At 62.9% G+C, this 20607-nt stretch carries 29 protein-coding genes and 1 other annotated feature; of the genes, 6 read left to right on the top strand and 23 right to left on the bottom strand.

Annotated elements, in window-relative coordinates:
- Positions 1-13: 13 nt before the first annotated feature.
- Positions 14-1198, top strand: a complete 1185-nt coding sequence (locus SH584_RS11615) for a thiolase family protein (protein WP_324807267.1) — start codon at positions 14-16, stop codon at positions 1196-1198.
- A gap of 22 nt (positions 1199-1220) precedes the next feature.
- On the opposite strand, the gene SH584_RS11610 is transcribed toward SH584_RS11615, so the two are convergent.
- The 4 genes from SH584_RS11610 to SH584_RS11595 all read right to left on the bottom strand — a co-directional run bounded on the left by SH584_RS11610 (position 1221) and on the right by SH584_RS11595 (position 5233).
- Complete coding sequence (locus SH584_RS11610) at positions 1221-1703, bottom strand: SH3 domain-containing protein (protein ID WP_324807265.1); 483 nt, start codon at positions 1701-1703, stop codon at positions 1221-1223.
- Positions 1700-3106, bottom strand: coding sequence for an NAD(P)H-dependent flavin oxidoreductase (locus SH584_RS11605; protein ID WP_324807263.1), 1407 nt, complete (start codon positions 3104-3106; stop codon positions 1700-1702). The genes SH584_RS11610 and SH584_RS11605 overlap by 4 nt, the downstream gene beginning before the upstream one ends.
- Before the next feature lie 120 nt (positions 3107-3226).
- On the bottom strand, positions 3227-3628 hold the full coding sequence (locus tag SH584_RS11600; RefSeq protein ID WP_324807261.1) for a glycine zipper 2TM domain-containing protein: 402 nt from the start codon (positions 3626-3628) through the stop codon (positions 3227-3229).
- A 120-nt stretch (positions 3629-3748) separates the two neighbouring features.
- Positions 3749-5233, bottom strand: a complete 1485-nt coding sequence (locus SH584_RS11595) for a SulP family inorganic anion transporter (RefSeq protein WP_324807259.1) — start codon at positions 5231-5233, stop codon at positions 3749-3751.
- A gap of 37 nt (positions 5234-5270) precedes the next feature.
- Positions 5271-5325: a sequence feature (sul1 is cis-regulatory element that is thought to sense ions involved in sulfur or methionine metabolism; They are found in Alphaproteobacteria), on the bottom strand.
- 214 nt (positions 5326-5539) lie between these two features.
- Here SH584_RS11595 and SH584_RS11590 point away from each other — a divergent pair.
- From SH584_RS11590 to SH584_RS11580, 3 genes are all read left to right on the top strand, one after another.
- Entirely contained in the window at positions 5540-5995 is a 456-nt protein-coding gene (locus tag SH584_RS11590) for a hypothetical protein (RefSeq protein ID WP_324807258.1), read from the top strand.
- A 93-nt stretch (positions 5996-6088) separates the two neighbouring features.
- The gene (locus SH584_RS11585) at positions 6089-6562 is read left to right on the top strand and encodes a hypothetical protein (RefSeq protein WP_324807256.1); all 474 of its coding nucleotides are present in this window, start codon (positions 6089-6091) and stop codon (positions 6560-6562) included.
- A 37-nt stretch (positions 6563-6599) separates the two neighbouring features.
- The gene (locus tag SH584_RS11580) at positions 6600-6824 is read left to right on the top strand and encodes a hypothetical protein (RefSeq protein ID WP_324807254.1); all 225 of its coding nucleotides are present in this window, start codon (positions 6600-6602) and stop codon (positions 6822-6824) included.
- A gap of 185 nt (positions 6825-7009) precedes the next feature.
- Here the strand turns inward: SH584_RS11580 and SH584_RS11575 are convergent, their stop codons facing one another.
- From SH584_RS11575 to SH584_RS11540, 8 genes are all read right to left on the bottom strand, one after another.
- Entirely contained in the window at positions 7010-7315 is a 306-nt protein-coding gene (locus SH584_RS11575) for a hypothetical protein (protein WP_324807252.1), read from the bottom strand.
- Positions 7315-7692, bottom strand: a complete 378-nt coding sequence (locus SH584_RS11570; protein ID WP_324807250.1) for a hypothetical protein — start codon at positions 7690-7692, stop codon at positions 7315-7317. Before SH584_RS11570 ends, SH584_RS11575 begins: the two co-directional genes overlap by 1 nt.
- Positions 7689-7823, bottom strand: a complete 135-nt coding sequence (locus SH584_RS11565) for a hypothetical protein (RefSeq protein WP_324807248.1) — start codon at positions 7821-7823, stop codon at positions 7689-7691. Before SH584_RS11565 ends, SH584_RS11570 begins: the two co-directional genes overlap by 4 nt.
- The gene (locus SH584_RS11560; protein ID WP_324807246.1) at positions 7823-8317 is read right to left on the bottom strand and encodes a lysozyme; all 495 of its coding nucleotides are present in this window, start codon (positions 8315-8317) and stop codon (positions 7823-7825) included. The genes SH584_RS11565 and SH584_RS11560 overlap by 1 nt, the downstream gene beginning before the upstream one ends.
- A gap of 65 nt (positions 8318-8382) precedes the next feature.
- Entirely contained in the window at positions 8383-8703 is a 321-nt protein-coding gene (locus SH584_RS11555) for a hypothetical protein (RefSeq protein WP_324807244.1), read from the bottom strand.
- Positions 8700-9131, bottom strand: coding sequence for a hypothetical protein (locus SH584_RS11550; protein WP_324807242.1), 432 nt, complete (start codon positions 9129-9131; stop codon positions 8700-8702). Before SH584_RS11550 ends, SH584_RS11555 begins: the two co-directional genes overlap by 4 nt.
- Positions 9128-9415: a hypothetical protein gene (locus tag SH584_RS11545; RefSeq protein ID WP_324807240.1), complete on the bottom strand. Its 288-nt coding sequence runs from the start codon at positions 9413-9415 to the stop codon at positions 9128-9130. The genes SH584_RS11550 and SH584_RS11545 overlap by 4 nt, the downstream gene beginning before the upstream one ends.
- A gap of 255 nt (positions 9416-9670) precedes the next feature.
- Positions 9671-10555 (bottom strand): sialate O-acetylesterase, encoded by an 885-nt coding sequence (locus SH584_RS11540; RefSeq protein ID WP_324807238.1) that lies wholly within the window; start codon positions 10553-10555, stop codon positions 9671-9673.
- Between the two features lie 264 nt (positions 10556-10819).
- Between SH584_RS11540 and SH584_RS11535 the strand changes: the two genes are divergently transcribed.
- Together SH584_RS11535 and SH584_RS11530 are read left to right on the top strand one after the other, a co-directional pair.
- Positions 10820-11440 (top strand): hypothetical protein, encoded by a 621-nt coding sequence (locus tag SH584_RS11535; RefSeq protein WP_324807236.1) that lies wholly within the window; start codon positions 10820-10822, stop codon positions 11438-11440.
- A 48-nt stretch (positions 11441-11488) separates the two neighbouring features.
- Positions 11489-11725, top strand: a complete 237-nt coding sequence (locus tag SH584_RS11530; protein WP_324807234.1) for a hypothetical protein — start codon at positions 11489-11491, stop codon at positions 11723-11725.
- Here the strand turns inward: SH584_RS11530 and SH584_RS11525 are convergent.
- The 11 genes from SH584_RS11525 to SH584_RS11475 all read right to left on the bottom strand — a co-directional run bounded on the left by SH584_RS11525 (position 11694) and on the right by SH584_RS11475 (position 20604).
- On the bottom strand, positions 11694-14219 hold the full coding sequence (locus tag SH584_RS11525) for a hypothetical protein (protein WP_324807231.1): 2526 nt from the start codon (positions 14217-14219) through the stop codon (positions 11694-11696). The two genes, SH584_RS11530 and SH584_RS11525, sit on opposite strands and share 32 nt — an antisense overlap.
- The gene (locus SH584_RS11520; RefSeq protein WP_416385134.1) at positions 14220-14384 is read right to left on the bottom strand and encodes a hypothetical protein; all 165 of its coding nucleotides are present in this window, start codon (positions 14382-14384) and stop codon (positions 14220-14222) included.
- A 97-nt stretch (positions 14385-14481) separates the two neighbouring features.
- Positions 14482-15036 carry a hypothetical protein gene (locus tag SH584_RS11515; protein ID WP_324807229.1) on the bottom strand — a complete coding sequence of 185 codons (555 nt, stop codon included), beginning with the start codon at positions 15034-15036 and terminating at the stop codon, positions 14482-14484.
- On the bottom strand, positions 15036-15866 hold the full coding sequence (locus SH584_RS11510; RefSeq protein WP_324807228.1) for a tail fiber domain-containing protein: 831 nt from the start codon (positions 15864-15866) through the stop codon (positions 15036-15038). The genes SH584_RS11515 and SH584_RS11510 overlap by 1 nt, the downstream gene beginning before the upstream one ends.
- Entirely contained in the window at positions 15866-16240 is a 375-nt protein-coding gene (locus SH584_RS11505; protein ID WP_324807226.1) for a hypothetical protein, read from the bottom strand. Before SH584_RS11505 ends, SH584_RS11510 begins: the two co-directional genes overlap by 1 nt.
- Positions 16237-16710: a hypothetical protein gene (locus SH584_RS11500; RefSeq protein ID WP_324807224.1), complete on the bottom strand. Its 474-nt coding sequence runs from the start codon at positions 16708-16710 to the stop codon at positions 16237-16239. The genes SH584_RS11505 and SH584_RS11500 overlap by 4 nt, the downstream gene beginning before the upstream one ends.
- Positions 16707-18131, bottom strand: a complete 1425-nt coding sequence (locus SH584_RS11495; protein ID WP_324807222.1) for a hypothetical protein — start codon at positions 18129-18131, stop codon at positions 16707-16709. Before SH584_RS11495 ends, SH584_RS11500 begins: the two co-directional genes overlap by 4 nt.
- The gene (locus SH584_RS11490; protein WP_324807220.1) at positions 18128-18721 is read right to left on the bottom strand and encodes a phage adaptor protein; all 594 of its coding nucleotides are present in this window, start codon (positions 18719-18721) and stop codon (positions 18128-18130) included. Before SH584_RS11490 ends, SH584_RS11495 begins: the two co-directional genes overlap by 4 nt.
- Positions 18718-19062: a hypothetical protein gene (locus SH584_RS11485; RefSeq protein ID WP_324807219.1), complete on the bottom strand. Its 345-nt coding sequence runs from the start codon at positions 19060-19062 to the stop codon at positions 18718-18720. The genes SH584_RS11490 and SH584_RS11485 overlap by 4 nt, the downstream gene beginning before the upstream one ends.
- Entirely contained in the window at positions 19059-19352 is a 294-nt protein-coding gene (locus tag SH584_RS11480; protein WP_324807217.1) for a hypothetical protein, read from the bottom strand. Before SH584_RS11480 ends, SH584_RS11485 begins: the two co-directional genes overlap by 4 nt.
- Positions 19353-19965: 613 nt before the next feature.
- The gene (locus SH584_RS11475; RefSeq protein ID WP_324807215.1) at positions 19966-20604 is read right to left on the bottom strand and encodes a hypothetical protein; all 639 of its coding nucleotides are present in this window, start codon (positions 20602-20604) and stop codon (positions 19966-19968) included.
- Positions 20605-20607 lie beyond the last annotated feature (3 nt).

Genomic DNA, 20607 nt, shown 5'->3' with positions numbered 1-20607 from the left:
TGGAGAGCAGCCCGTGGCCACCGATCCCGTCGTCATCCTTTCGACCGCCCGCACCCCGATGGGCGCGATGCAGGGCAGCCTTGCCGATGCATCCGCGACCGACCTTGGCGCCGCCGCCGTCCGCGCCGCGGTCGAGCGCGCGGGCGTGAAGGGCGAGGACATCGACCGGATCTACATGGGCTGCGTCCTCCCCGCCGGGCTCGGCCAGGCGCCGGCGCGCCAGGCGGCGATCAAGGCCGGCCTGCCCAAGTCGGTCCAGGCAACCACCGTCAACAAGGTGTGCGGTTCGGGAATGCAGACCGTCATCATGGGCGCCGAAGCGCTCGCCAGCGGCAACGCCGACCTGATCGTTGCGGGCGGCATGGAATCGATGACCAACGCACCGTACCTTCTCAAGAAGCATCGCTCGGGCGCGCGCATCGGCCATGACACTGCCTATGACCACATGTTCCTCGACGGACTGGAAGACGCCTACGAGGCCGGACGCGCGATGGGCAGCTTCGCCCAGTGCACCGCCGACGAATATCAGCTGACGCGCCAGGACATGGACGCCTATGCGATCGAAAGCCTGAACCGCGCCAAGTCGGCAATCGACAGCGGCGGCTTCAAGGATGAGATCGTGCCGGTCACGATCAAGGGCCGCGGCGGCGACACGATCGTCGACACTGACGAAGCCCCCGGCCGCGGTCGCCCTGACAAGATCCCGCAGCTGAAGCCCGCCTTCGCCAAAGAAGGCACCATCACCGCCGCGACCAGCTCGTCGATTTCGGACGGCGCCGCAGCGGTCGTACTCATGCGTGAATCGACTGCGGGCGAGCAGGGCCTGTCACCGGTCGCCCGCATCGTTGCGACCGCCGCGCATGCGCGCGAGCCGGCCGAGTTCACCATCGCCCCCGTCGGCGCGATTGAGAAGCTGTTGAAGAAGGCGGGCTGGCAGGTCGGCGACGTCGACCTGTGGGAAGTGAACGAGGCATTCGCCTGCGTCGCGATGTTCGCGATGAAGGACCTCGGCATCGACCACGCCAAGATCAACGTCCACGGCGGCGCCACCGCGCTCGGCCACCCGATCGGCGCCAGCGGCACCCGCATCCTCGTGACGCTGGTCAACGCGCTCAAGACCAAGGGCCTGAAGAAGGGCGTCGCGAGCCTGTGCATCGGCGGCGGCGAAGCCACCGCGATCGCGGTCGAACTAGTCTAATTCACGCAAGCGACGGTCGAGGTCAGTCCTCGACCGTCTCGCCTTCGGCCACGCCCCAGATGTCGGACTGGGCGATAAAGCCCTTGCGGTTGCCGATCTCGATCCCGCACCAGCTGCCGTCGCACTTGTTCAGGCGACCGACCACGCCGGCTTCGGCGCGGTAGCGGACGGGGGAACCCGCGCCGGGCTTGGTGCGGATGTCGCGCGGTTCGCCGGGCTTCACGATCGCGGTACGGCGATCGCTGAGCAGGGTCACCAGCATCCAGCCCCGCGCGCCGTCGGGGTCTTCGATCATGCGCCAGTTGGGATATGTCTTGATCACGCGGATCGGCAGGTCGCGGCGCTTGTAGAGCCACAGGCCGGGGAAATTGCGCCCCGGCCCCGACCGCATCATCGCCTCGCCGCTGGCGATCGACGCCCAGTACGGCGGCTGGCGATCCTGCGCCGACGCGGTCGCCGCGATCGACAGCAATGTCGCGACGCCGAGCCCCCGTGCCAGCATCATGCGCCCGTCAGGATTCGATCGACCAATTGCTTGGTCGTCGGCACGAACCCGTTCGAATAGAAGGGGTCGGTCTTGAAGCGGAACGCGGCGTGTCCAGCGAACATCAAGTTTTCGTCGACGGGGCCGCCATGGGCGATGTCCTGCAGCGTCTTCTGGATACAGAAGCTGCGCGCATCGGCGAGGCGACCGGTCGAATTCTTCTCATTGTCCGCCCAGCTCGAGAAGCTGCACTGTGACAGGCAGCCCATGCAGTCGGCCTGATCCTTGCGGATCATCTGCTGCTCTTCCGGCGTGACGAAAATCAACGTATCGTCGGGGGTCTTCATCGCTTCGGTAAAGCCCTGGCCATACCATTCGCGGGCGTGGTTGAGGTCGCCCTTGGTCACCCAGTAATTCTTGCGCGTGCCGACGCCGACGTCGAGCTGGAAGGCATGATCGCCGACCACTTCCTTCGTGTAGGCGATCTGGCGTTCGCTGCGCGCCTCGAGACTGCGCAGAAACGGGTTGCGCACCGCCGACGAATAGAAGCCGGTCGGCGAGAATTTGTGTAGGAGGATGTCGCCTTCCTCCAGCGTCATCAGTCGCGCCTTCCAGTCGGCCGGAATCGGGCTTTCCTGCGTCAGCAACGGCCTGGTGCCGAACTGGAACATGATCGCGCCCAGTTCGGGATTATCGATCCAGTTATCCCATTCGTCGAGGCGCCATACGCCGCCCGCCATGACGATCGGCACGTCGTCGCTGATCCCGCCTTCGCGCATCACGGCGCGAAGTTCGGCGACGCGGGGGTAGGGATCCTGCGGCTTGCGCGGATCCTCGGCGTTGCTGAGGCCATTATGGCCGCCGGCGAGCCAGGGATCTTCGTAGACCACCGCGCCGAGCCACTGCGGCACCTTGGCATAGGCGCGCTTCCACAGCGCGCGGAAGGCACGGCCCGACGAGATGATCGGCAGGTAATAGACTTCGTGGTGCGCCGCGATTTCGCTCAGCTTGTAGGGCATGCCCGCGCCGCAGGTGACGCCGGTGACCATTCCCTTGGTGCGCGCGAGCGTTCCTTCGAGCACGCGCTGGGCGCCGCCCATTTCCCACAGGACGTTGATGTTGATCGCACCGTTGCCATTGGCAAGCGCATGCGCCTTTTCCACCTGCGCGACCGCACCGTCGATGGCGTATTGCACCAGTTCCTCGTGCCGCTCGCGGCGGGTCAGCGCCTTGTAGACCTGCGGGATAATGCGGCCTTCGGGATCATAGCTGTCGGCGTTGACCGCGCTGACGGTGCCGATGCCGCCAGCGGCAGCCCATGCACCCGAGCTCATGTGGTTGGTCGCGGAAACCCCCTTGCCACCCTCGACCAGCGGCCACACTTCGCGGCCGCCGTAAAGGATGGGCTTCAGCCCTTTGAACACCTGTCTCTCCCGATTGAATCGACCGGTCTATAATCCGGCCCTCGCCAAATGGCTGCAAAAAGTTTCGGGCCGGGAGGAAGCCTCCCGGCCCGACCACTTGGCCAATGCGGCTGCCAGCGGTTAGCAGCGGCCCTTGGCGATTTCGCGACCCGCCAACGCGCCGACGGCACCGCCGATGATCGCACCGGTCGTTCCGCTGTTGCCACGGCGATAGCCATAGCTGCTGCGACCGCGGGTCACTTCGCGACCGAGCAGGGCACCGGCGACGCCGCCGATGATCGCGCCGGTCGTGCCATTGCCGCAGCGCTGGCCGCGGTAGCCGCGATAGGTGCGGCCATAATAGCGGTTGTCGTAGTTATTGGCGTAACGCTGACCGTAGTAGCGCTGGCCGTAAGCCTGGTTGTAGCCGCCACCATAATAGGGCGTGCCGTAACCGTAATAGCTTTGCGCACTGGCGGCGCTGGGCAGCGCGACGACGGCGGTGGTTGCCGCGGCGGCGGCCAGAAGAGCCTTGGTGAACATGTCTGTCTCCTCGAACATGGGTCCGGCCGGAAAGCGCCGGATGTCGAGGGACGGTCTGGACCCGCCGCGCTGACGACGGACTGAATGCGCCGTTTCGCTGAGCTTAAGGTTCGGGCGCCGTCAGTGGGGCACGACGCCGCTTTCGACGCCTGTCTTGTCGTGAAGGGCGTAGCGGTCGACGAGGTCGGCGCTTGCCCGATTATATCCGATCATTTCGACGTCGCGGCCTTCACGTCGCAGCTTCGCGACGATCTTGTCGAGCGCGCCGACTGCCGAGATGTCCCAGAAATGCGCGCCGGTCATGTCGATCAGCACCTTCGCCGCGCTTTCTTCCGCTTGGAAAGCGCGGGTGAAGCGCTCGACTGACGCGAAGAAGATCTGTCCCGACACGCGATAGGTGGCGAGCTCGCCGTCGGCTGATACGCTTCGCTCGACAGCGAACATCCGCTGCACCTTGCCCGCAAAGAAGATTCCCGACAGCAGCACGCCGGCCAGAACGCCCATCGACAGGTCGTGCGTCGCGACCACGACGACGACCGTAGTCACCATCACCACCGACGAGGGCCAAGGATGGCGGCGCAGGTTGGGGATCGAGTTCCAGCTGAAGGTGCCGATCGACACCATCAGCATCACCGCGACCAGCGCGGGCATCGGGATCTGGCCGACGAGCGGTCCGAGCACGGCGAGCAGGAACAGTAGGAAGGCGCCGGCGGTAAAGGTCGACAGCCGCCCCCTGCCGCCGGACGTGACGTTGATCACCGACTGGCCGATCATGGCGCAGCCGCCCATCCCGCCGACCAGCGCGGCCGCGATGTTGGCCCCGCCCTGCCCCGCGCACTCGCGCTTCTTGTCGCTGTCGGTGTGCGTCATGTCGTCGACGATCTGCGCGGTGAGCAGCGATTCAAGCAGGCCCACCGCGGCCATCGCCAGCGAATAAGGCAGAATGATCCGAAGCGTTTCGATCGTGAGCGGCACGTCGGGCAGTACGAACGAGGGCAGCCCTTCCGGCAACGACCCCATGTCGCCGACACTGTTGACCGGCGCTCCGGTCCAGATCGAGATCGCCGAGAGTAGGACGATGGCGACCAGAGGCGACGGCACCGCCTTCGTCAGGCGCGGCAGCAGGTAGATGATCGCCAGCCCGGCCGCGATCATCGCATAGGCTTGCCAGGTCACGTTGATGAGTTGCGGCAGCTGCGCGATGAAGATCAGGATCGCCAGCGAATTGACGAAGCCGGTGATGACCGACCGCGAGACGAATTGCATCAGCAGGTCGAGCCGAGCGAGGCCGGCGACGATTTGCAGCAATCCCATCAGAATGGTGGCGGCGAACAGATATTCGACGCCATGATCCCGCACCAGCGGCACGACGAGGACGGCCACCGCCGCCGTCGCCGCAGAGATCATGCCGGGCCGCCCGCCGGTAAAGGAGACAACGATCGCAATCGCGACCGAGGCATAAAGGCCGACGCGGGGATCGACGCCGGCGATGATCGAAAAGCCGATCGCCTCGGGGATGAGGGCGAGCGCGACGACGATCCCGGCAAGGATGTCCGCCCGCGGATTCGAAAGCCAGTCGCGCTTGAGCGTGGCAAGATTTGTCATGAGAGTTCCAGAAACGGTCAGCGGCAGCATCGATGCCGATTATCCCGGGGATAGGCGCCGGGCTGAGCCACCTGCGTTAGCGCAGGTCCGTCGAAGGTGCGGATATATCCGCGGGTCCGAGGCTGGTGGAGCTGAGGAGGATCGAACTCCTGACCTCTGCAGTGCGATTGAAGTGGATCGCTACATGATTGGCGGATTTCCCATAGTTTTGTCTGCACATGGCGCGGAACGGGAGTGGAACATGGCGCGAACTTCAAGCACTTGCACCGGACTTGCTCCGGACCCTTCAGCGAGAGAGGCGGCCTGATGCCTCGCAACCGCGACCTCCGCAAGCCTTGCGTCCGCTCCGACGGGAAGGTCACCCGCCACGAGGAGTTAATCCGGGAGCTTATCGATAGCGATCCGCGCATGTGCCGCAATGGCTTTGCCCGATCGATGAAGCCCTTGTTCGAGCGGGAGGGCATCTATCCGGAGAATGTGCCGCTCGGTGAGTTCATTCCCGACGCCTATCTACTCGACGAGGAGGCGAAGGAAATCCGGATCTATGAGGTCGAGGTCACAAACGCCCTCAGTAATTTCAAGATTCAGTCGCTCGGCATGTTTTGGTTCTACATGGACTGCGAGATGACCAAGTGGATGCCGCGGCTGTACGTGGTGGACCGCTACGGCGCGATGACAGAGCTTTGTATGCTCAAGTGCTATCGGCAAGTGCTGGCTCATCATGCGCCTGGCCGCGTCGTCACCACCAGTCTCGCAGCATGAACGACTGGCAGCAATCGCGCCCCGATGGGCTGGGTCGATGTTGACGGCAGCATGAGTATGTTGCCTATCTGTTCTAGTATAGGGAGGGTGGTTATGGATACTGATTCTGGACGCATCGGCAAGCCGAACGGGCTATCGTCGCAAGCGATCGAGCCTGCTTCGCGTCTCGACCCTGACGGGCTTCTATCCCTTGCGCGGCGATGCGAGGAAGCGGCGGGGCCGGAATACGCACTCGAACGTGACATACACGCTGCGCTCGGTCCTGCGCAGCGCGCCATCCCCCTCAATTACAGTGCTTCGATCGATGCGGCGATGATGCTGGTACCGGAAGGGTGCGACTGGGCGTTGGAGATTTGGGGCCGCCCGAGAGGTATCTACACCAGCAACAAACCCAGTGCTTGGGTTGAGGGCGCTGAGCGGGCTTTTGCAGCAACTCCCGCCCTCGCTTTTTGCGCAGCGGCTTTGCGCGCACGAGCCGCGATAGCGATGGAGACGCAAAGCGCCATGACCGAAGGGCATGGTCCGAAGGATGACAGCGCGGGCCGTCAGGCATCGCCCATGATCTAGGATGTCTATCGCCAGACACCCCCAAAAGGAGAGAGTAATGGAAGACGGTATCCTTCCGAACGCAAACGACATGATCTGGACCGAAGGTGGTCCGATGTCCTGCTCTCATTGGGTCGGTGGCGAATTGGCTGCGGCATTGCGGGAACGCGGCCTGTGGACCGATGACCGTGACCCGCTTGAGAAGCTGCGCGACATGGCGTTGCTTAGCCGTGTGGCAATCGAAGCGATGCATAGCTGGCAAGAGAAGGCGAAAGCCGCATGAAGCTCCCCCGTCACGCCTCTATCACCCTATCGGTAGATACCTCAGTCACCCGCAGAGAAGAGAACTGGCAACAGATCTTCTACATCTTGCGTAGAGCAATGTCTGGAGAGACATTCGCTGAATCCGAGATAGAGTATTACGGGATAGGGTTTCAGGCGAGAGAGGCGGCTAGCGGGGAGTTTCCGTCAGCTAAATAGCCGACCGAAGAAGCCCTTGGTCGAGCGGCGCACCGCCTCGGAATCCCGCTTCTCACAAGCGCTCACGATCTCGATAGTGTCCCGCGTCCGGCCATTCGCCTGATCCAACTTGCCCGTCTGGGAATCGCCGAACACGATCCACGAGCCGATACTGTCATCTGCTGGCAGTTCAGCGCCCGCCACACCTTCGCGCCACGTCTGCGGGATCAAGGTCGAGCAGCTATTCGGCGTCGAGATAACGGTCGGGACAGCGCAGCCGGTCAGCAGAACCGCAAGCAAGAGAACGCTCTTCATCACTTCGCCTCTCCTCGAAAGATGGCGCAGCGCGGGTCAGTCGCATAGGCGGCGCGGCGGCAAAGCGCAGCGCGACCGGCGTAATCGACCGACGGCTTCACACGCTCGTCAGCACCATCGGCGGCGCGAATGTCCCGCTCATTGGTCCGCGATAGGTCTTCGGATGCCGCCTCGGCCTCGCCAGACGCCGCCACAGTGTTGACTGCCTCGGCAGCGCTCGTTTGTGCTGCACTGGCCTGAGCGTTGTCCACACGGCTCTGAGCGCGCTGTGAGCGCCAATCACGGACACAGCCGGGGATGATGGCGGCAGCCAGGACAAGCGCGATCAGGCCGACGATGAGCGCAATTGTGCGCGGGCTTGGGCGATACGGGATCATCGGACGGTCTCCCGAACGGTGGTCGCCTTGTGAAGCAGCGCGTAGAGCCGCGAGACATATCGCCCGGTCTCAGCGTCCCGGTAGCGATAACGCGGCCCCTTGCGGACGCGTTCGATCAGCTTAGCGAGCATTAGGCCTCTCCCGTGTAGAGTTTGCGTTCGGCTTCCCGGCGCTTCACTAAACCCGGCAGCTTGCGCCCGCCCGCGTTCACCCAGCGCTTGAACTCTAGCGCGGCACCCTTGCGGTCGCCGGCCTTGTGCTTCTTCAGCAGCGTGGAATTGCTCAGCGCGCCAAGGCCAAGGTTGAACGCGAAGCTGACCAGCGCATCGAACTCGCCCTGCGTCATCTTGCCGCCCATTTCGGCCACGCCCTTTTCGAAGCGCGACAGATCCTCGAGCAGCAGCTTCTCCGCTTCAGCCTCGGTGATGGTCATTCCCATTTTCACATGGGCGCCGGTCGAGCCGTAGCCGATCGTCGGGACGTCAGCGGGGCAGCGGTAGGCGCCGAGGCGCAGACCTTCCGACACCTTGACCAGTGCTAGCCCTTTGTCGCTGATGCGCCGCTGAGCGGGCTGAGCGACAGGGAAAGCGACTGAGGCGTCAATCGCCGCGTCGAGCAGCTTCACATCCGCAAGGGTGAAGGCTTGGCCCCCACGTAGCTGTCGCACGGCATCGAATATTGGGCGGCGATTCATCGCGCATACTCCGGCAATTCTTCATCGCTGGCGGTGGTCGGGACGGGGTGGCTAGGCGAGTTGACGACTTCGACCTGTTGCGGCTCAGTCGTGGAAGGCATGGCAGCGGCAGCCTGGATGGCGTCAAAGGCTTTGCCGGTATTCTCGGTCGCCTTATCGTTCTGCTTGCTGCCGATCCAAAAGCCATAGGCCGCAGAGAAAGCGCCGATCAGCGCACCCTTCATGGCTTCGTCGCTGGGATCGATGATGTAGGCGTATCCGAACAACCCGATCAGGAGGACGGTGATTAGGAAACGCGGCTCGTTCCACTGGTTCATGAGTTTCCTCCGATTTTCGAAACGCGCACCTTGGTCAGAGCGGCCTTCTCTTCGCCGATCTGGCGACGAGCCTCTTCGCGATGCTCCTTCACGCGCTTGGCGTGTTCCGCGGCGCGTTCGGGGTTCGCCTCGATCAAGGCGATGAAGAGGTCTAAGCTGTGGTTGGCATTGGCGAGGTCATGACGGACCACGCGGATTTCCTCGCTGGCGAGGTCGAGCTTCATGCGAAGCTCCTCAATTTGTTCACGCATACCCGCCATTTCCTTGGCCCGCTCTGCTAGTAGGTTGGCCTCGCGATCGGCGGCGACCTTTCGAACTGGAGCGCGGCTGCGGAAGAAGGCGACGATGGCACCCCCGACCATCACGTTCAGGAGGCCGACAAGGGCGGAGGTCCAGGTAAAGCCGGCCACTGTCACAGGGACGCTCACAGCTTCTTTCCTCGACCATATACGCGGGCGAGGTAGGCGATGTAGATGCCCAGCGCGGCGCTCATGATGTAGAGACCGGCCCAAGTGGCTTGATCGTTAGGGGCAAATAGCCAGCGGAGGTTGAAGCCGACCATGACGAAGGCCACGCCCTGCACAGCAAGCCGCATGGGATCGCCGTAGCGGGTGTGCTTCCGGCCAAAGGATGCAGCCCAGGCGCCGGGGATCATGTAGATGAAGACCGCGAGCCAGATCGCGACGTTAAGGACGCGGAGTTCCATCAGCATACCGCCGCCCTTTCCGAATCACGCAAAGTGTGCGTAGGGCGCTGCCCAGCCATCTTCGGTCTCCTAAGGATCGAGGAAGGTCAGACCCGGACAGCTTCACGAGGGCTGTTCGGGTCGCCAGTTTGTGTTATTGTTCGGGAATGCTCCGACGCTTCATCGCTTGGCTGAAGAAGCCGCCAGTTTACTGCCGCATCTGCAATGACGGTGAATGTGTGCAGCCGGAAGATTGCGAATGGTGGTGTGCGATCAAGTAGATCAGGCGTAACCGAAATGCGTCGCGATAGCGCCCGCCGCAGTCGTCCCCACCGTGTTCTGCGCCGTCTGGTTCCAATGCACGACATCGCTCATCAGCCCAGCACCGACGAAGTTCTGATACGGCACGACTAGCTTGATCCCGCTGTCCGCCGTTCCGGCTGCCACTTGAGCCGCGCGGAGCGTGACGTAGCCCGCGTCGTAGGTGCCGTCGGTGCGGCGATCGGCCGAGATCATGAACATGGGCAGCGTCGGCTTGTCGAGCGCGGTACGGAAGCGGTCGCGAAGGTCCACAAGGGCCGCTGCGTAGGTTGCTTGGCTCGGCGTTCCCGTTGCCAAAGCCTCCGCGTCCTGCTCGCCACCCGCCCAAATGACGCCCCTCAGATTGGCTTGGGCGCCGAGATAGGTGAGCGCCTCAAGCGCCTGGTTGGCAGCGCGGGTCGTCAGGTTGCCCGACGATCCCCACAAGCCGTCCGGTCCCGCTGTCACGAGACCGCACCCGCTGACTGCCGCGCCGATGATGAGGACAGGATTGCCCGTGCGGACATACCAAGCCTCTGCAAACGCGGGCCAAGCCGAACCGGTCAGCGACACGTCGTCTTCCAGCATACGCACGGGATCCGCCATGCGATTGACCGTATACCAAGGGCTCCAATAGGCGCCGCGTCCGAGTGCCGGCGTAGTGCCGAAGCCTGCTGCCGCTCCTTGAGCGTTCGACTGACCTGCCACGATGAATACGTCATAGGTCAGGCTGTCGAGGTCGCTTTCGCCGCAGAGGAAGCGGAGCCACTGATTGATCTCGTTGCGCGTGGTCAGAGGAATAGGGCCATCGACCCACACGCCGCCGTAGAAGCTCTGAGGCGTGAGGGTCTGCGGGCTGATGCCCAACGCCGCCTCTGGCCCGCTGGCGCTGCCGGTAAGCGCTGCTGTGACAACTCGCTTGCCGCCGTCGAACTGCGCCCACGTTTCCGGCCGCGAATGGCCCGACCCGTGCTGCCAAGAACTTAGTGAGGTTGGGGAAAGTTGAGCATCGAGAACGGCCGGAACATTCGGCGCAAACGAACCAGAGGGTGCGCTTAGTGCCGCCGACCCTCCCACTGCAACAAGGACACTAGCCCGATGATTGCTAATTTGGTTTTGAATATAGAATAGGTGCGGGCCACCGACAAAACCGAAGGCCGCGAAACCTGCTTCGGTTGGCTTCGCGAAAGCCGCTGCGAGATAAGCGCTCGTCGAGAACGTGCGGACCGCCGAGTAAGGCTGGTTGAGTCCGGCGTTCGACGGAAAGGCGAGATAGTGTCGGCCGCTCGCGTCAATCTGGAGAGTGATTGTTCCAGCGCCGATTTTGGTGTTGAGGTGGTTGCCGTTGCCCGACAGGTCATCAAGGCGAAGAACGGGCTGACCGACTACGCCCGCAACCGTGCCGCCAGCGTCCTGCCAGACGGTCGAGAGGTCGGACGGGTTATAGATGGCGCCGACTTTGCCCGCTGCGGCCATCCATTCAGCGAGAGTTGCTGCATAGCCGACGTAGCTTTGCGACGGGGTATTGAACGCTGCTTGGCCGGGAAGTCCCTGCGCGCCGGTATCGCCCGTGTCGCCTTTTTCCAAGAGAGCGCGAGCAGCGAATTGATCGGCCAATTCCTTCCCATCCGCGGCCAACTGCTGCAGCGCAGGTCGCACCTTATTGCGAAGCATATTGGGGCCAATGAACACATCATCGCCGATGGTCGTGTTCGCAGCGGGATCAGTCGAATAGTCACGAAAAGCCATTGATTATGCTCCGTTGCGAATAGGGCCGGATTCGCCTATGGTCGGCGTCCGATGACAGCTCTTGAGATTGGTCTAGCGGTCGCCATCAAAGGCGCGCTTGTCGTGTTTCTAGCGAAGAAGGGCTGGTGGCCCGACTGGGAAGAGCGCGCTTACAAGCGGGAAGAAGCCCAGCGCGTTTTCAAAGCCTACGAAGAGTGGTGCGAGAAAACCGGTAAGCGGCCGTTCGAAGATCCGAAGATTCCCGAACGGCTCAAATTCACTGTCCGTAGCCAACAGCGAGTGGCGTAGCAGCGCCAGCGCCGAACGCGCCGCCAAAGCGCGAACCCTGCATGATCCGCTGGCCTAACTGCTGAGCGACATCGGGACGCTCTGCCAGGATATTGACCATTGCCCGCTGAGCCGGACGCGACCCGCCAGCAGCGAGCAGGAGCGTGGCGCCTAGGCCCAGTTGAGCGCCGCTGCCGGGGTCACCGAATGCGGAGCCGACGCCAGCCCCGCCCAGTCCGCCGACTAGCGTGGCGCCGACAATCCCGCGCGTGGCCGTGCCGCTGTCCGGTAGCTTCGAGGGCAGAATTTGCTGGCCGGCTCGCGCAAGATCGAAGAACGGACGGTCGCCCGCAGCACTCGCCATCGGGCCTTCCAAACGCCGAGCCGAGCTTGCATCGGCGGTGTTCAGTTGAGCGGGAGTGAATACCTCGTCGCCCTGATTCTTGGCGCTGTTCAGTGCTTGAGCAAGGACGTTGGCGTTGCGATTGACCGCGTTCGCATTGCGGAATGCCTCAAGTGCGCCGGGGTTCTGCTCATCAAGCGCATCCGCAAGGACGTTCTGGCCTTGGCGCATGACTTGCCCGACCTCATGCCCGTAGTCGCCATTGGCTCGCTCACGAGCGGTTCGGCCCAAGCCGCGATAAGCCTCTTGGAAGCCGCGTCCGGTCATCGCGCCGGTCGTGGGATCGACAGCACCACCTATGCGATTCTCGATGGCCGCTGCTGCTGCTTCACGAGCACCGCCGACAGGAGGGATGCGGTTAGACGCCTGCACTAACTCCTCTACAGCCTGCAGAAAGCCAGGGTCATTGGCGTTGATTTGCGCGCCACCCAGAGCATTATCGTAGGCTGGACCGATCCCGTTACGGAGCTGCTCCATTCCTTGTGCACCAATAGCATCGACGTTGATGCCAGCGGGAGCGCCGGCTGCTTGGAATGCGGCACGGTCAAAGCCTTCTAGCCCTTCCGTGCGACGAGCATTGATGACGCTCGAAACGCCGGGAATGCTGGTCAGCGCATCCTCGATGTTCTTGATCGTTGAGCCGATGTTGCCACTATCGCCAACAGTTTGTCCCACGGTAAGCGGGACGCCCTGATCGCGAAGGGTGCGAACGTAAGGATTCTGGACTCCGCGCGTAGCGGCACCGATGCCGCGCAAGACCCGCTCGCCGACGAAGCCGCCTAGAACGCCAGCGACGGCACCCTTGCCCGCATCCGCTAGACCTTCGCCCTCTTGCGCTTGGTTGAAGCCCGTAGCGGCACCGAACAGGCCGTCAGCGATGCGCGGGGCATAAGCGGCAATCGCTGCTGGAGCGCGGGCCGCAATCGCAGCTTCAGCGCCCATGGCACCCGTCACCGCGCCCGTTAGCTGACCTGCCATCGAGGCGTTGGGATTGGCTGCTGCCATCGCATCGAGCGCACCCTTGCCCTGATCGCCAGCGAGAGCCGCAGGGATGCCCGCCGTGGCGCTGTTCGCCATCTGGGCGAGGAATGCCCCCGGAGCCGAGCCTGCGATCTGCTGACCGATGGAGAGGTCGTCGGTGCGGCTGATGTTGGCGCCGAAATACTTCTTGCCGGGGTTCTTCGACTTCCAGCCCTGAATGGCGGTCCACTCCTGCGGCGACACAACCGGGAAGTTCTGGCGCTTCAGGATAGCGTCGATCGTAGCTTTGCTGGCGCCCGCGTTGATGAGGCTGTCGATCTGCGACGACATGCGCGCATCATAGGTGACGCGGCGGTCGCCCGACGCTGCCGAGGTCCGCGCTTGATAGTTGGCGGGGTCGCGCATGTCTGCGGGCGGCTTGAGGTCAGCGCCCGTCGAAGGATCGGGGACCTCGTTGTCGGCCTTCTGTCCGATGCCGTCCCAAGCGGGCTTGCCGAGGCCCATCGCCTCATACTCGCCTTCGACGCGAGTGCGGAGGCCACGAAGCTGCTCTAGCGTGGCATCGTCGAAGTTGGACGCCTGCGGGAGATTGGCGCGGTCGAACATGATCGCATCGCGATCGGAAACGGTGCCGGTGCCGGGAACGCGGAATGCCGCGAGCCCCTGAGCCGACAAGCTCGCACCCGCAGCGTCAAACGCCTTGTTCGGGCCGGTCGGCAGATAGTCCTGCACCGCGCCGAGGCCGCTGGTCGTGCCGGGACCAGTGTTGAAGAGCGTCTGGACGCGGTTGATCTGATTGACGAGCGACTTAAGGGCAGTCGTGCGGCCTCCGCTTTCGCCTTTACTCAGCTCCTGCTCTTTCAAGCGAAGCTCAAGACGCTTCAACTCGTTCGAAAGCGCGTCGTTATCGGCCTTTCGTTCCTCAGTGCTGATTGCGCGGCTTTCGCGGCGATCGGCGCGAGCGTCGGTTTCCTCGAGACGAGCTTCTTGGCGCGCCTCTTTCGGCGACATGCCGAGGTTGAACACGCGACCGGCAGCCGGAGCCTGCGCGCCTTGAACCATGCGGATCGGATTGCCAGCGGCATCGACTTCCCAAATGTTGCCCGCTTCATCGACCATCTGCTGCTGCATCTATCGTCCTTTCGTGCCGCGACGGCCGAAATAAGGGACCTTGCCGTATCCGGGCAGGGTCGTGTGAATGTGGTCGCCTTCGTCGAGGAAGCGCGCCGTCGGCCCGAAATACTTGCGAAGCTGATCGACGTTCGTGCCGACATAATCGACTGCATCGCCGGTCAAGTGGTGGCTGTTTGGCTTGCCACCGACGAGCCGATTGCCTTCGACCGTCCGACGACCGCTGGTAACTTTACCAGGAGCCTTGAACGGGTCTGGGAAACTAGCGAAAGCCGCCCGGCGCTTGCGACGCCGGACCTCCGTTCATCGGGCGAAGCTTGCCGACCGGCGCTTGAGGTGCAGGAGCCGCGCCGCCACCTTGAAGGGCTGCAGCAAGACCGGAACGCGGCCCAGCGTAGAAGCGGCCATCAGGAAGCGTCACAGCAACATCGGGATCGGGGGCGCCCATTGCTTTCATCGACTGATAGGCAGTGCGTTGCTCAGGCGAGAGGCGTTCCCATACCGCAAGGTCGCGCTCAATCGGCGACACGTCTGGCATGGAATACCGCTGGTCGATCTGTTTCTGCTGCTCGTACTGAGTGAGGCGACGGCCCCAGTTGGCTTCCGCCTTCATCGCGTCCTGCTCTTCCTGACGCTGCCTGGCGATCATCGGGCCAAACGTAGGTCCGCGACCCGCAGCGCCGGCCAGAGCGTCACCGAGGATGCCGAGGATCATCGCGCCTTTGCTAGGCCCTTTCGGACCCGGCGCGGGTGCTTGCGGCGCGGCTTGCCCGGTCTGACCGAGCATCTGCGCTAGGGCCATGCCGAGTTCACGCATTAGAGCGCTCCCATGTTGACGGTTGCGAAGCCTTCGATCTTCGGACCAAGCGCCCACGGGCGAAGCTTGGCGACTTCATCGGCCATGACGCCGACCGCCTTCTTCCCGTTGAGGTAGGTCCACGAGTAGAAGCCGAGACCATCCTTGGCGCGGCTGAGCAGCTTGATCTTGCGCTTGAGGCGACGATCCGACGCCATTGCCGCCGACTGGGCCGCACTAGCCGCCGCATTGAGCAGCATTGGGCCAAGCGCCTGCTTTGAGGTCGTCGAGCTGGTGCCGTAGCCGTTCGAGGCCTGCCGAACCGCGCCGTTCGAAGCCTGGATACCCAGCCACGGAAGCTCCGCTGCATTGTTGAGGATCGACTGCGAGCCCTGCATCATCTGGCCGGCCTGTCCGATCGCGTCCTGCTGATAGGCGCGCTCCTGCCCATAGTCCTGATAGCGCATGGCGTTTTCGGCGTTCAGCGCTTCACGAGCGGCGATCGCCTGGTGCATTCCCCCACCGAACCGTCCGGCGCTTCCGAACTCGTCACCCACGCGCGCCATGACATTATCGCGGGTCTGGCCGAGAATGGCGTCGAGATACGGATTGCCCTGCAGGTTCGCGCCCGACAGGTTGCGATTGACGAGGCTCTGAGCGCCCATGATGCCCTGCTCGGCACCGGGAGCGATGCGCCCGTAAGTGTCGCGCTGCTGAGCGGCAAAGCCTTCAAGCTGCGGTTGCGTAGAATTGAAGACGGCGCTCTGGTCCTGCAGGTTCTTGATTATGAACGGCTGAGCTGGCTTCCACGGGTCGTTGGTGGTTTTGCTCTTCGACTTTGAGAGACCCATCAGAGTTCCTTTCGCACGGCTAGTTGATGCGGCTCGTAGCCGTATTGTGAGAGTGCCTTGGCCCACCCCGGCCTAGACTCGATGATGGCGCCGATGCAGCCTTGTTCCTTGCCCCACGCCTCGGCGGCGGGGATCAATCGCTCGACAATATCGGCAAGGTTTCCGGCTGCGATGAGGCCATGCACGTCGCGCGCCCCGGTCGGATAATCGCGAAGCTCGACCACGATTGCCGCATCTTCGGTCCTGAAGAATTTAAATTCGCCGGAGAGAACCTGCTGATCGAGCCAATCGAGGCTGTGGTAGCGCTCGTCCATCACGTCGGCGAAGGCGCTGCGGAACTGGCAGTAGCCAGCCCAGTCCGGCAAAATTCTCACGGGATGACCGTATCGACTTGGCGGCGGAACCGGCCACCGCTGTCCACGTCGCCATAGAGCGGCGCAACCGGAGTTGGATCGCCGGGAACAGGCGGGACGGGCGGCGGGCTTGTGACGGTGCCTTCCACCACGGTTTCAGTCTCAGCCGTAGCAGCCGGGGTGATTGTGCCGAGGTAGTTCGGCAGAACGAAATAGTCTGGGTCGGTCGCGGCACCCTGGCTGTCGGACAGGTAGTCGTACAACTCAGGAAACGAGACCTTCGAGACTTCCCGCCCATCGCAGAGCAGGTGATTGGCAACCGAACGCTGAAGCGGAAACTGAGCCAGTTTGCCGACTTCAAAGCGCCCACCCTGCAAGGCGAAGAAGGCATCCGACACGTCGCGCGACAAGGATTCAACACTTGCCGTCCGCGGCGGGAGGAACGGATCGACCGTGCTCTTGGTACAGATATACGTGAAAACTTCGCTCATCGGCGACCACCGACCGCCAGCGTTGCATCAATGCCCTGCAAGTAAGTCCATGGCTCGCCGGCAGCGATCATCAGCCGCGGCTCAACAAATCGCCCACGAGCCCGAACTGGCATCTCTCCGCTCGCCTGTAGCGTCGTGAAGTCGCGGCGCGTTCCCATGTCGCCAAGACGCTGGCGAGTATCAAGGCGAACCGTGATCCCGTCCGTTGCGTCGGTCATCGGGCGAACCCTGCGAATCCTTGCGTCGCGGCCTTCGATCATCTCAACTGACCGACCGACGATCTTTGCCGCCATGTTGTCGCCGCTGAAAGTGCCGATCGTTCCCTCTTGGAAAACGTAGAACAGCGGATCGCCGCCTACGAACCGCCCGCTATCGAAGCTGTCGAGGTCAGGCGCGTCCACGTTGTCGTCTTCTACACCGATTGCGGGGTCTTGCTCTTCCAGTCCCGGCGCGCGGGTGATGCGCGAGGTGACGATCGAAGCCGGGAAGTCGATGATGCTCCACTTGTCGAGGACCCAGTTATAGATCCACATCTTGTTCCCGGTGGACCAACAGACCGTGTTGCGCTGGCCGTCGGTCGCCGTGGACATCTCGGCATAGTTGATCTGACCATAGAGGCTGGCGAACGCGCTATCGACCTTCTCGAAGCCAATCGGGCGGATCTGAGCGCCGTCCCACATTTGGAACCCGCTATCCGAGTGCCAGAACGCCAGATCGCCGTGCTGAGCGACCGAGTGGATCGAGGCGCAGCCGACGTTCGCACTGATCTTGTCGAAGCGGAACAGGACGTTGCCCCCGACATAGGCCATGCGGCGAACCGCGCTGCGCTGCAGGATAAGCCCGATCTCGCCGCCGATGATCCCGGTGATCTCGCCGCCGTCCGCGAACTCCTGAAAGTCCGACTTGCGTTGAGCGAAGGTCCACCATTCGGCGTTGTTCTCACCCGACCAGGCAAGCTGGTTGACCACGCCGTCCATCTTGGTCCCGACGACAAAATTATTCACCACCGCCAAGGCTTCGAAGATCGGCGCGGTCAGCGACAACAGCGTGACCTCGTCCAATTCGAGATCGACCTTGTAGATGGCATCGACCGAGTTGGTTGCGAGGGCGTACTTGCCGAACTGCACGAACCGCCACCGATCTTCCTCGGCTAGGCTAAACCCGCCGCCGATGTCGTCCCACGCTAGGCCGTTCTGACGGTAGATGTTGGTCGCGGTCCCTGCGATGATCGACACACGGCCTGAAGGCGCCACGAAGGCCGCTGAGCCCTTGCACAAGCTCGGAAGCGCCTCGGTGTGGGCAACCCACTGCCCGACGGGGCGATAGCCCCCCGACGAAGGGTACAGGTTGACGGCTTCCGCCACGCCCGGTGTGCCGTGATTAGGCAGATCGGGAAGGAAGTCGCCCCAAGCCAGCTTCATTGACGCTTGATCCGCGGTGCAATCGGGCCGGAACCCCACTTGCGCTTGTTGGCATCGACGCGAAGCTCAGACAGAGCCTCGTCGAACATGTCCTTCCAGCCCGAAATGCGGTCATCCTCAGACAGGAAGCCCTCAGCCTGCACCAGCGCGCCGTAGAGGTAGGCGTCTGGCGCAAGGCTCAGCAGCCAGTTGGTCTGATTGCTGTCCGACAGCGCCGGGATGCGGCGGCGATAGACCATGCGAATGGTCGCGGTCCCATTGCGAGGCGCAAAGCCGATCGAGCCATCAACGATGACGTAGTGCCGCGGAACGCCGCTGATCTCGTTAAGGCCCGCATATTCGACCGCACCAACCGCCGACAAAGGCCCGTCGCCCGTCGAAATGCTGACCATCGAGCCGAAGTCTGCCGGGAGCGCGGTGTAATCGCCGTCCGCAATGACCGTCGAGACGACCTCCATCTCTGGATCTTCGAGCAGCCGGTTCATACGAGCCTCGGCAAACTGCACGAAGGTCGATGCGCGGGTCGCGAGGTCGTCACGGTCGAGCCAATCGCCGACCGCCGACACGAGTTCGTCGTAGGTCGTAATCATTGGACGGTGTGAACGCTCTTGGCGTTCTGATAGGTCAGCTTGGAATGCTCGGCGGCGAAGCGCTTGAACTCTTCGTCATAGTCGTTCGAGTAAAGCAGCTTCTCCCACGGGATGCCGCGACGAGCCGCAAAGTCCATGGCAGCGACAATCGGGACCTCGACCACCGGCTTGCCAAGCCCGTCGATGGTCTTGCCACCGCCCTCGGCATTGACCGCGGCGACCATATCAACGGCCCGCTGCGGGTCCTGCCAGCGCTCGACAGTCACTTCCTTGGTAACGTCATCGCCATACCAGGTGACGCGAACGTCGCCTTCCCAATGCTGTCCGATCTTTCGGATCATGCGGAAACTCCCTTGATAATCGTGAAGTTCAGGATTGGCGCCTGGATGGTCGTCGCAACCGGCGTGAAGATCGAAACCCTGAAAGAACCCGCCGTCACGTTGGTGACGAACGCGAAGAAGTTGGCCGTCGCCCGCACCGAGAGATTGATCGTGTCCCCGATCTCGACCAGCGAATTGGTGACGGTGAAGCTCTCGATCAGGTTGGCCGTCGTCGTCTTGTTGAACAGCGTGATCGCGCCAGACGCCTTGTTGACCGTAACACCCGTCACACGGCTCGTAGGCTGCGTCACAGAGCCACCAGCGCCCGTCTCGTATCCGATAGCCGCCGAGGCGCTGCGAAGCGCTCCTGCGGGGCCTTGCGGTCCCGTCAGTCCCGTGTCGCCCTTGACGCCCTGCGGTCCTGCGACCGTCGAAGCGGGTCCGGTTGGTCCTGCCGGTCCTTGCGGTCCAGTATTGCCCGTGTCTCCTTTAGGCCCTTGCGGACCAGCAACCGTAGAGGCTGCGCCAGTGGGACCGATCGGACCCTGCGGACCTTGAGGGCCAGCAACGGTCGAAGATGCACCGATAGGCCCTTGTGGACCCGTGGGGCCTGCATCGCCTTTCGGTCCTTGTAAGCCAGTGTCCCCTTTCGGACCTTGTGGGCCTGCGGGGCCGGTATCGCCCTTGGGTCCGACTGTTCCCGCTTCACCGCTTTGCCCGCCAACGCCGGAGGGGAGTTGGTCGAGCGGAATCTTCTTGTCGGCATCAAGCGTCGCAACGCCTTGCGGAGCGCCTAACTTGCTTGCCGGAATGTAATAAGCTGGCGCATCCGATCCGATGGGGATGGTGCGACCTGGCCGAGGGATGATCCTCCAAACCATAAGTCCCTCCTGTCAGAATATACGCAGACAGGAGGCACCTGCCTCATTCGATATGCTTCCAAGTCTTTCCCATGCGCGCCGCGCGAAGCACCTGAACCGTCACGCCGTACTTGCGAGCGAGCGATGCGTGGGTTTCCGTGCTGACGCGAATGGCGCGAACGTCTGCTTCCGTGAGCTTGGCAGCGTGGTGTGCCTCACCCTTTTTGCGCTCGATGATGGGAGCGCGTCCCTTGGCCTTCATATCGGCCATATTGAGCTTGCGGGTTCCGGCCTGAAGGTGCCGCGGATTAACGCAGGACCGCACATCGCATTTGTGCATGACCTCTGGCGGAACGTAATGATTTGCTAGGTAGAACGAAAAGGCGTGAGCACCGATTGGCCGCTTCAGTTCGGATGAACGAAACTGACCATATTGGTTGAGGCCCTTCTTGATTTTCCAATGCCAGCAGTCGTCGGGGCCAGCCTTCTCGACCTTTGCCCAGAAACGGACTTCATCGGGACCGCGAAACTGCACTTCGGCAAGCGGTGATCCGTGGTCACGGAGCCGCGAATAATGCGTCTGACAATAACCCTTGGCCGAATGCGGACCGTCACAGCCCTCAATCGAACATCCGCGCCCAGCCTCACGATATTGAACGGGCGCCGTGGCTGAACCGTGCGCCACCATGCGCTGGTAGTGCATACC

It is taken from the genome of Sphingomonas sp. LY29 (genome assembly GCF_035593985.1).
Taxonomy (GTDB): Bacteria; Pseudomonadota; Alphaproteobacteria; order Sphingomonadales; family Sphingomonadaceae; genus Sphingomicrobium.
This window is presented reverse-complemented; position numbering and strand designations above follow the sequence as displayed.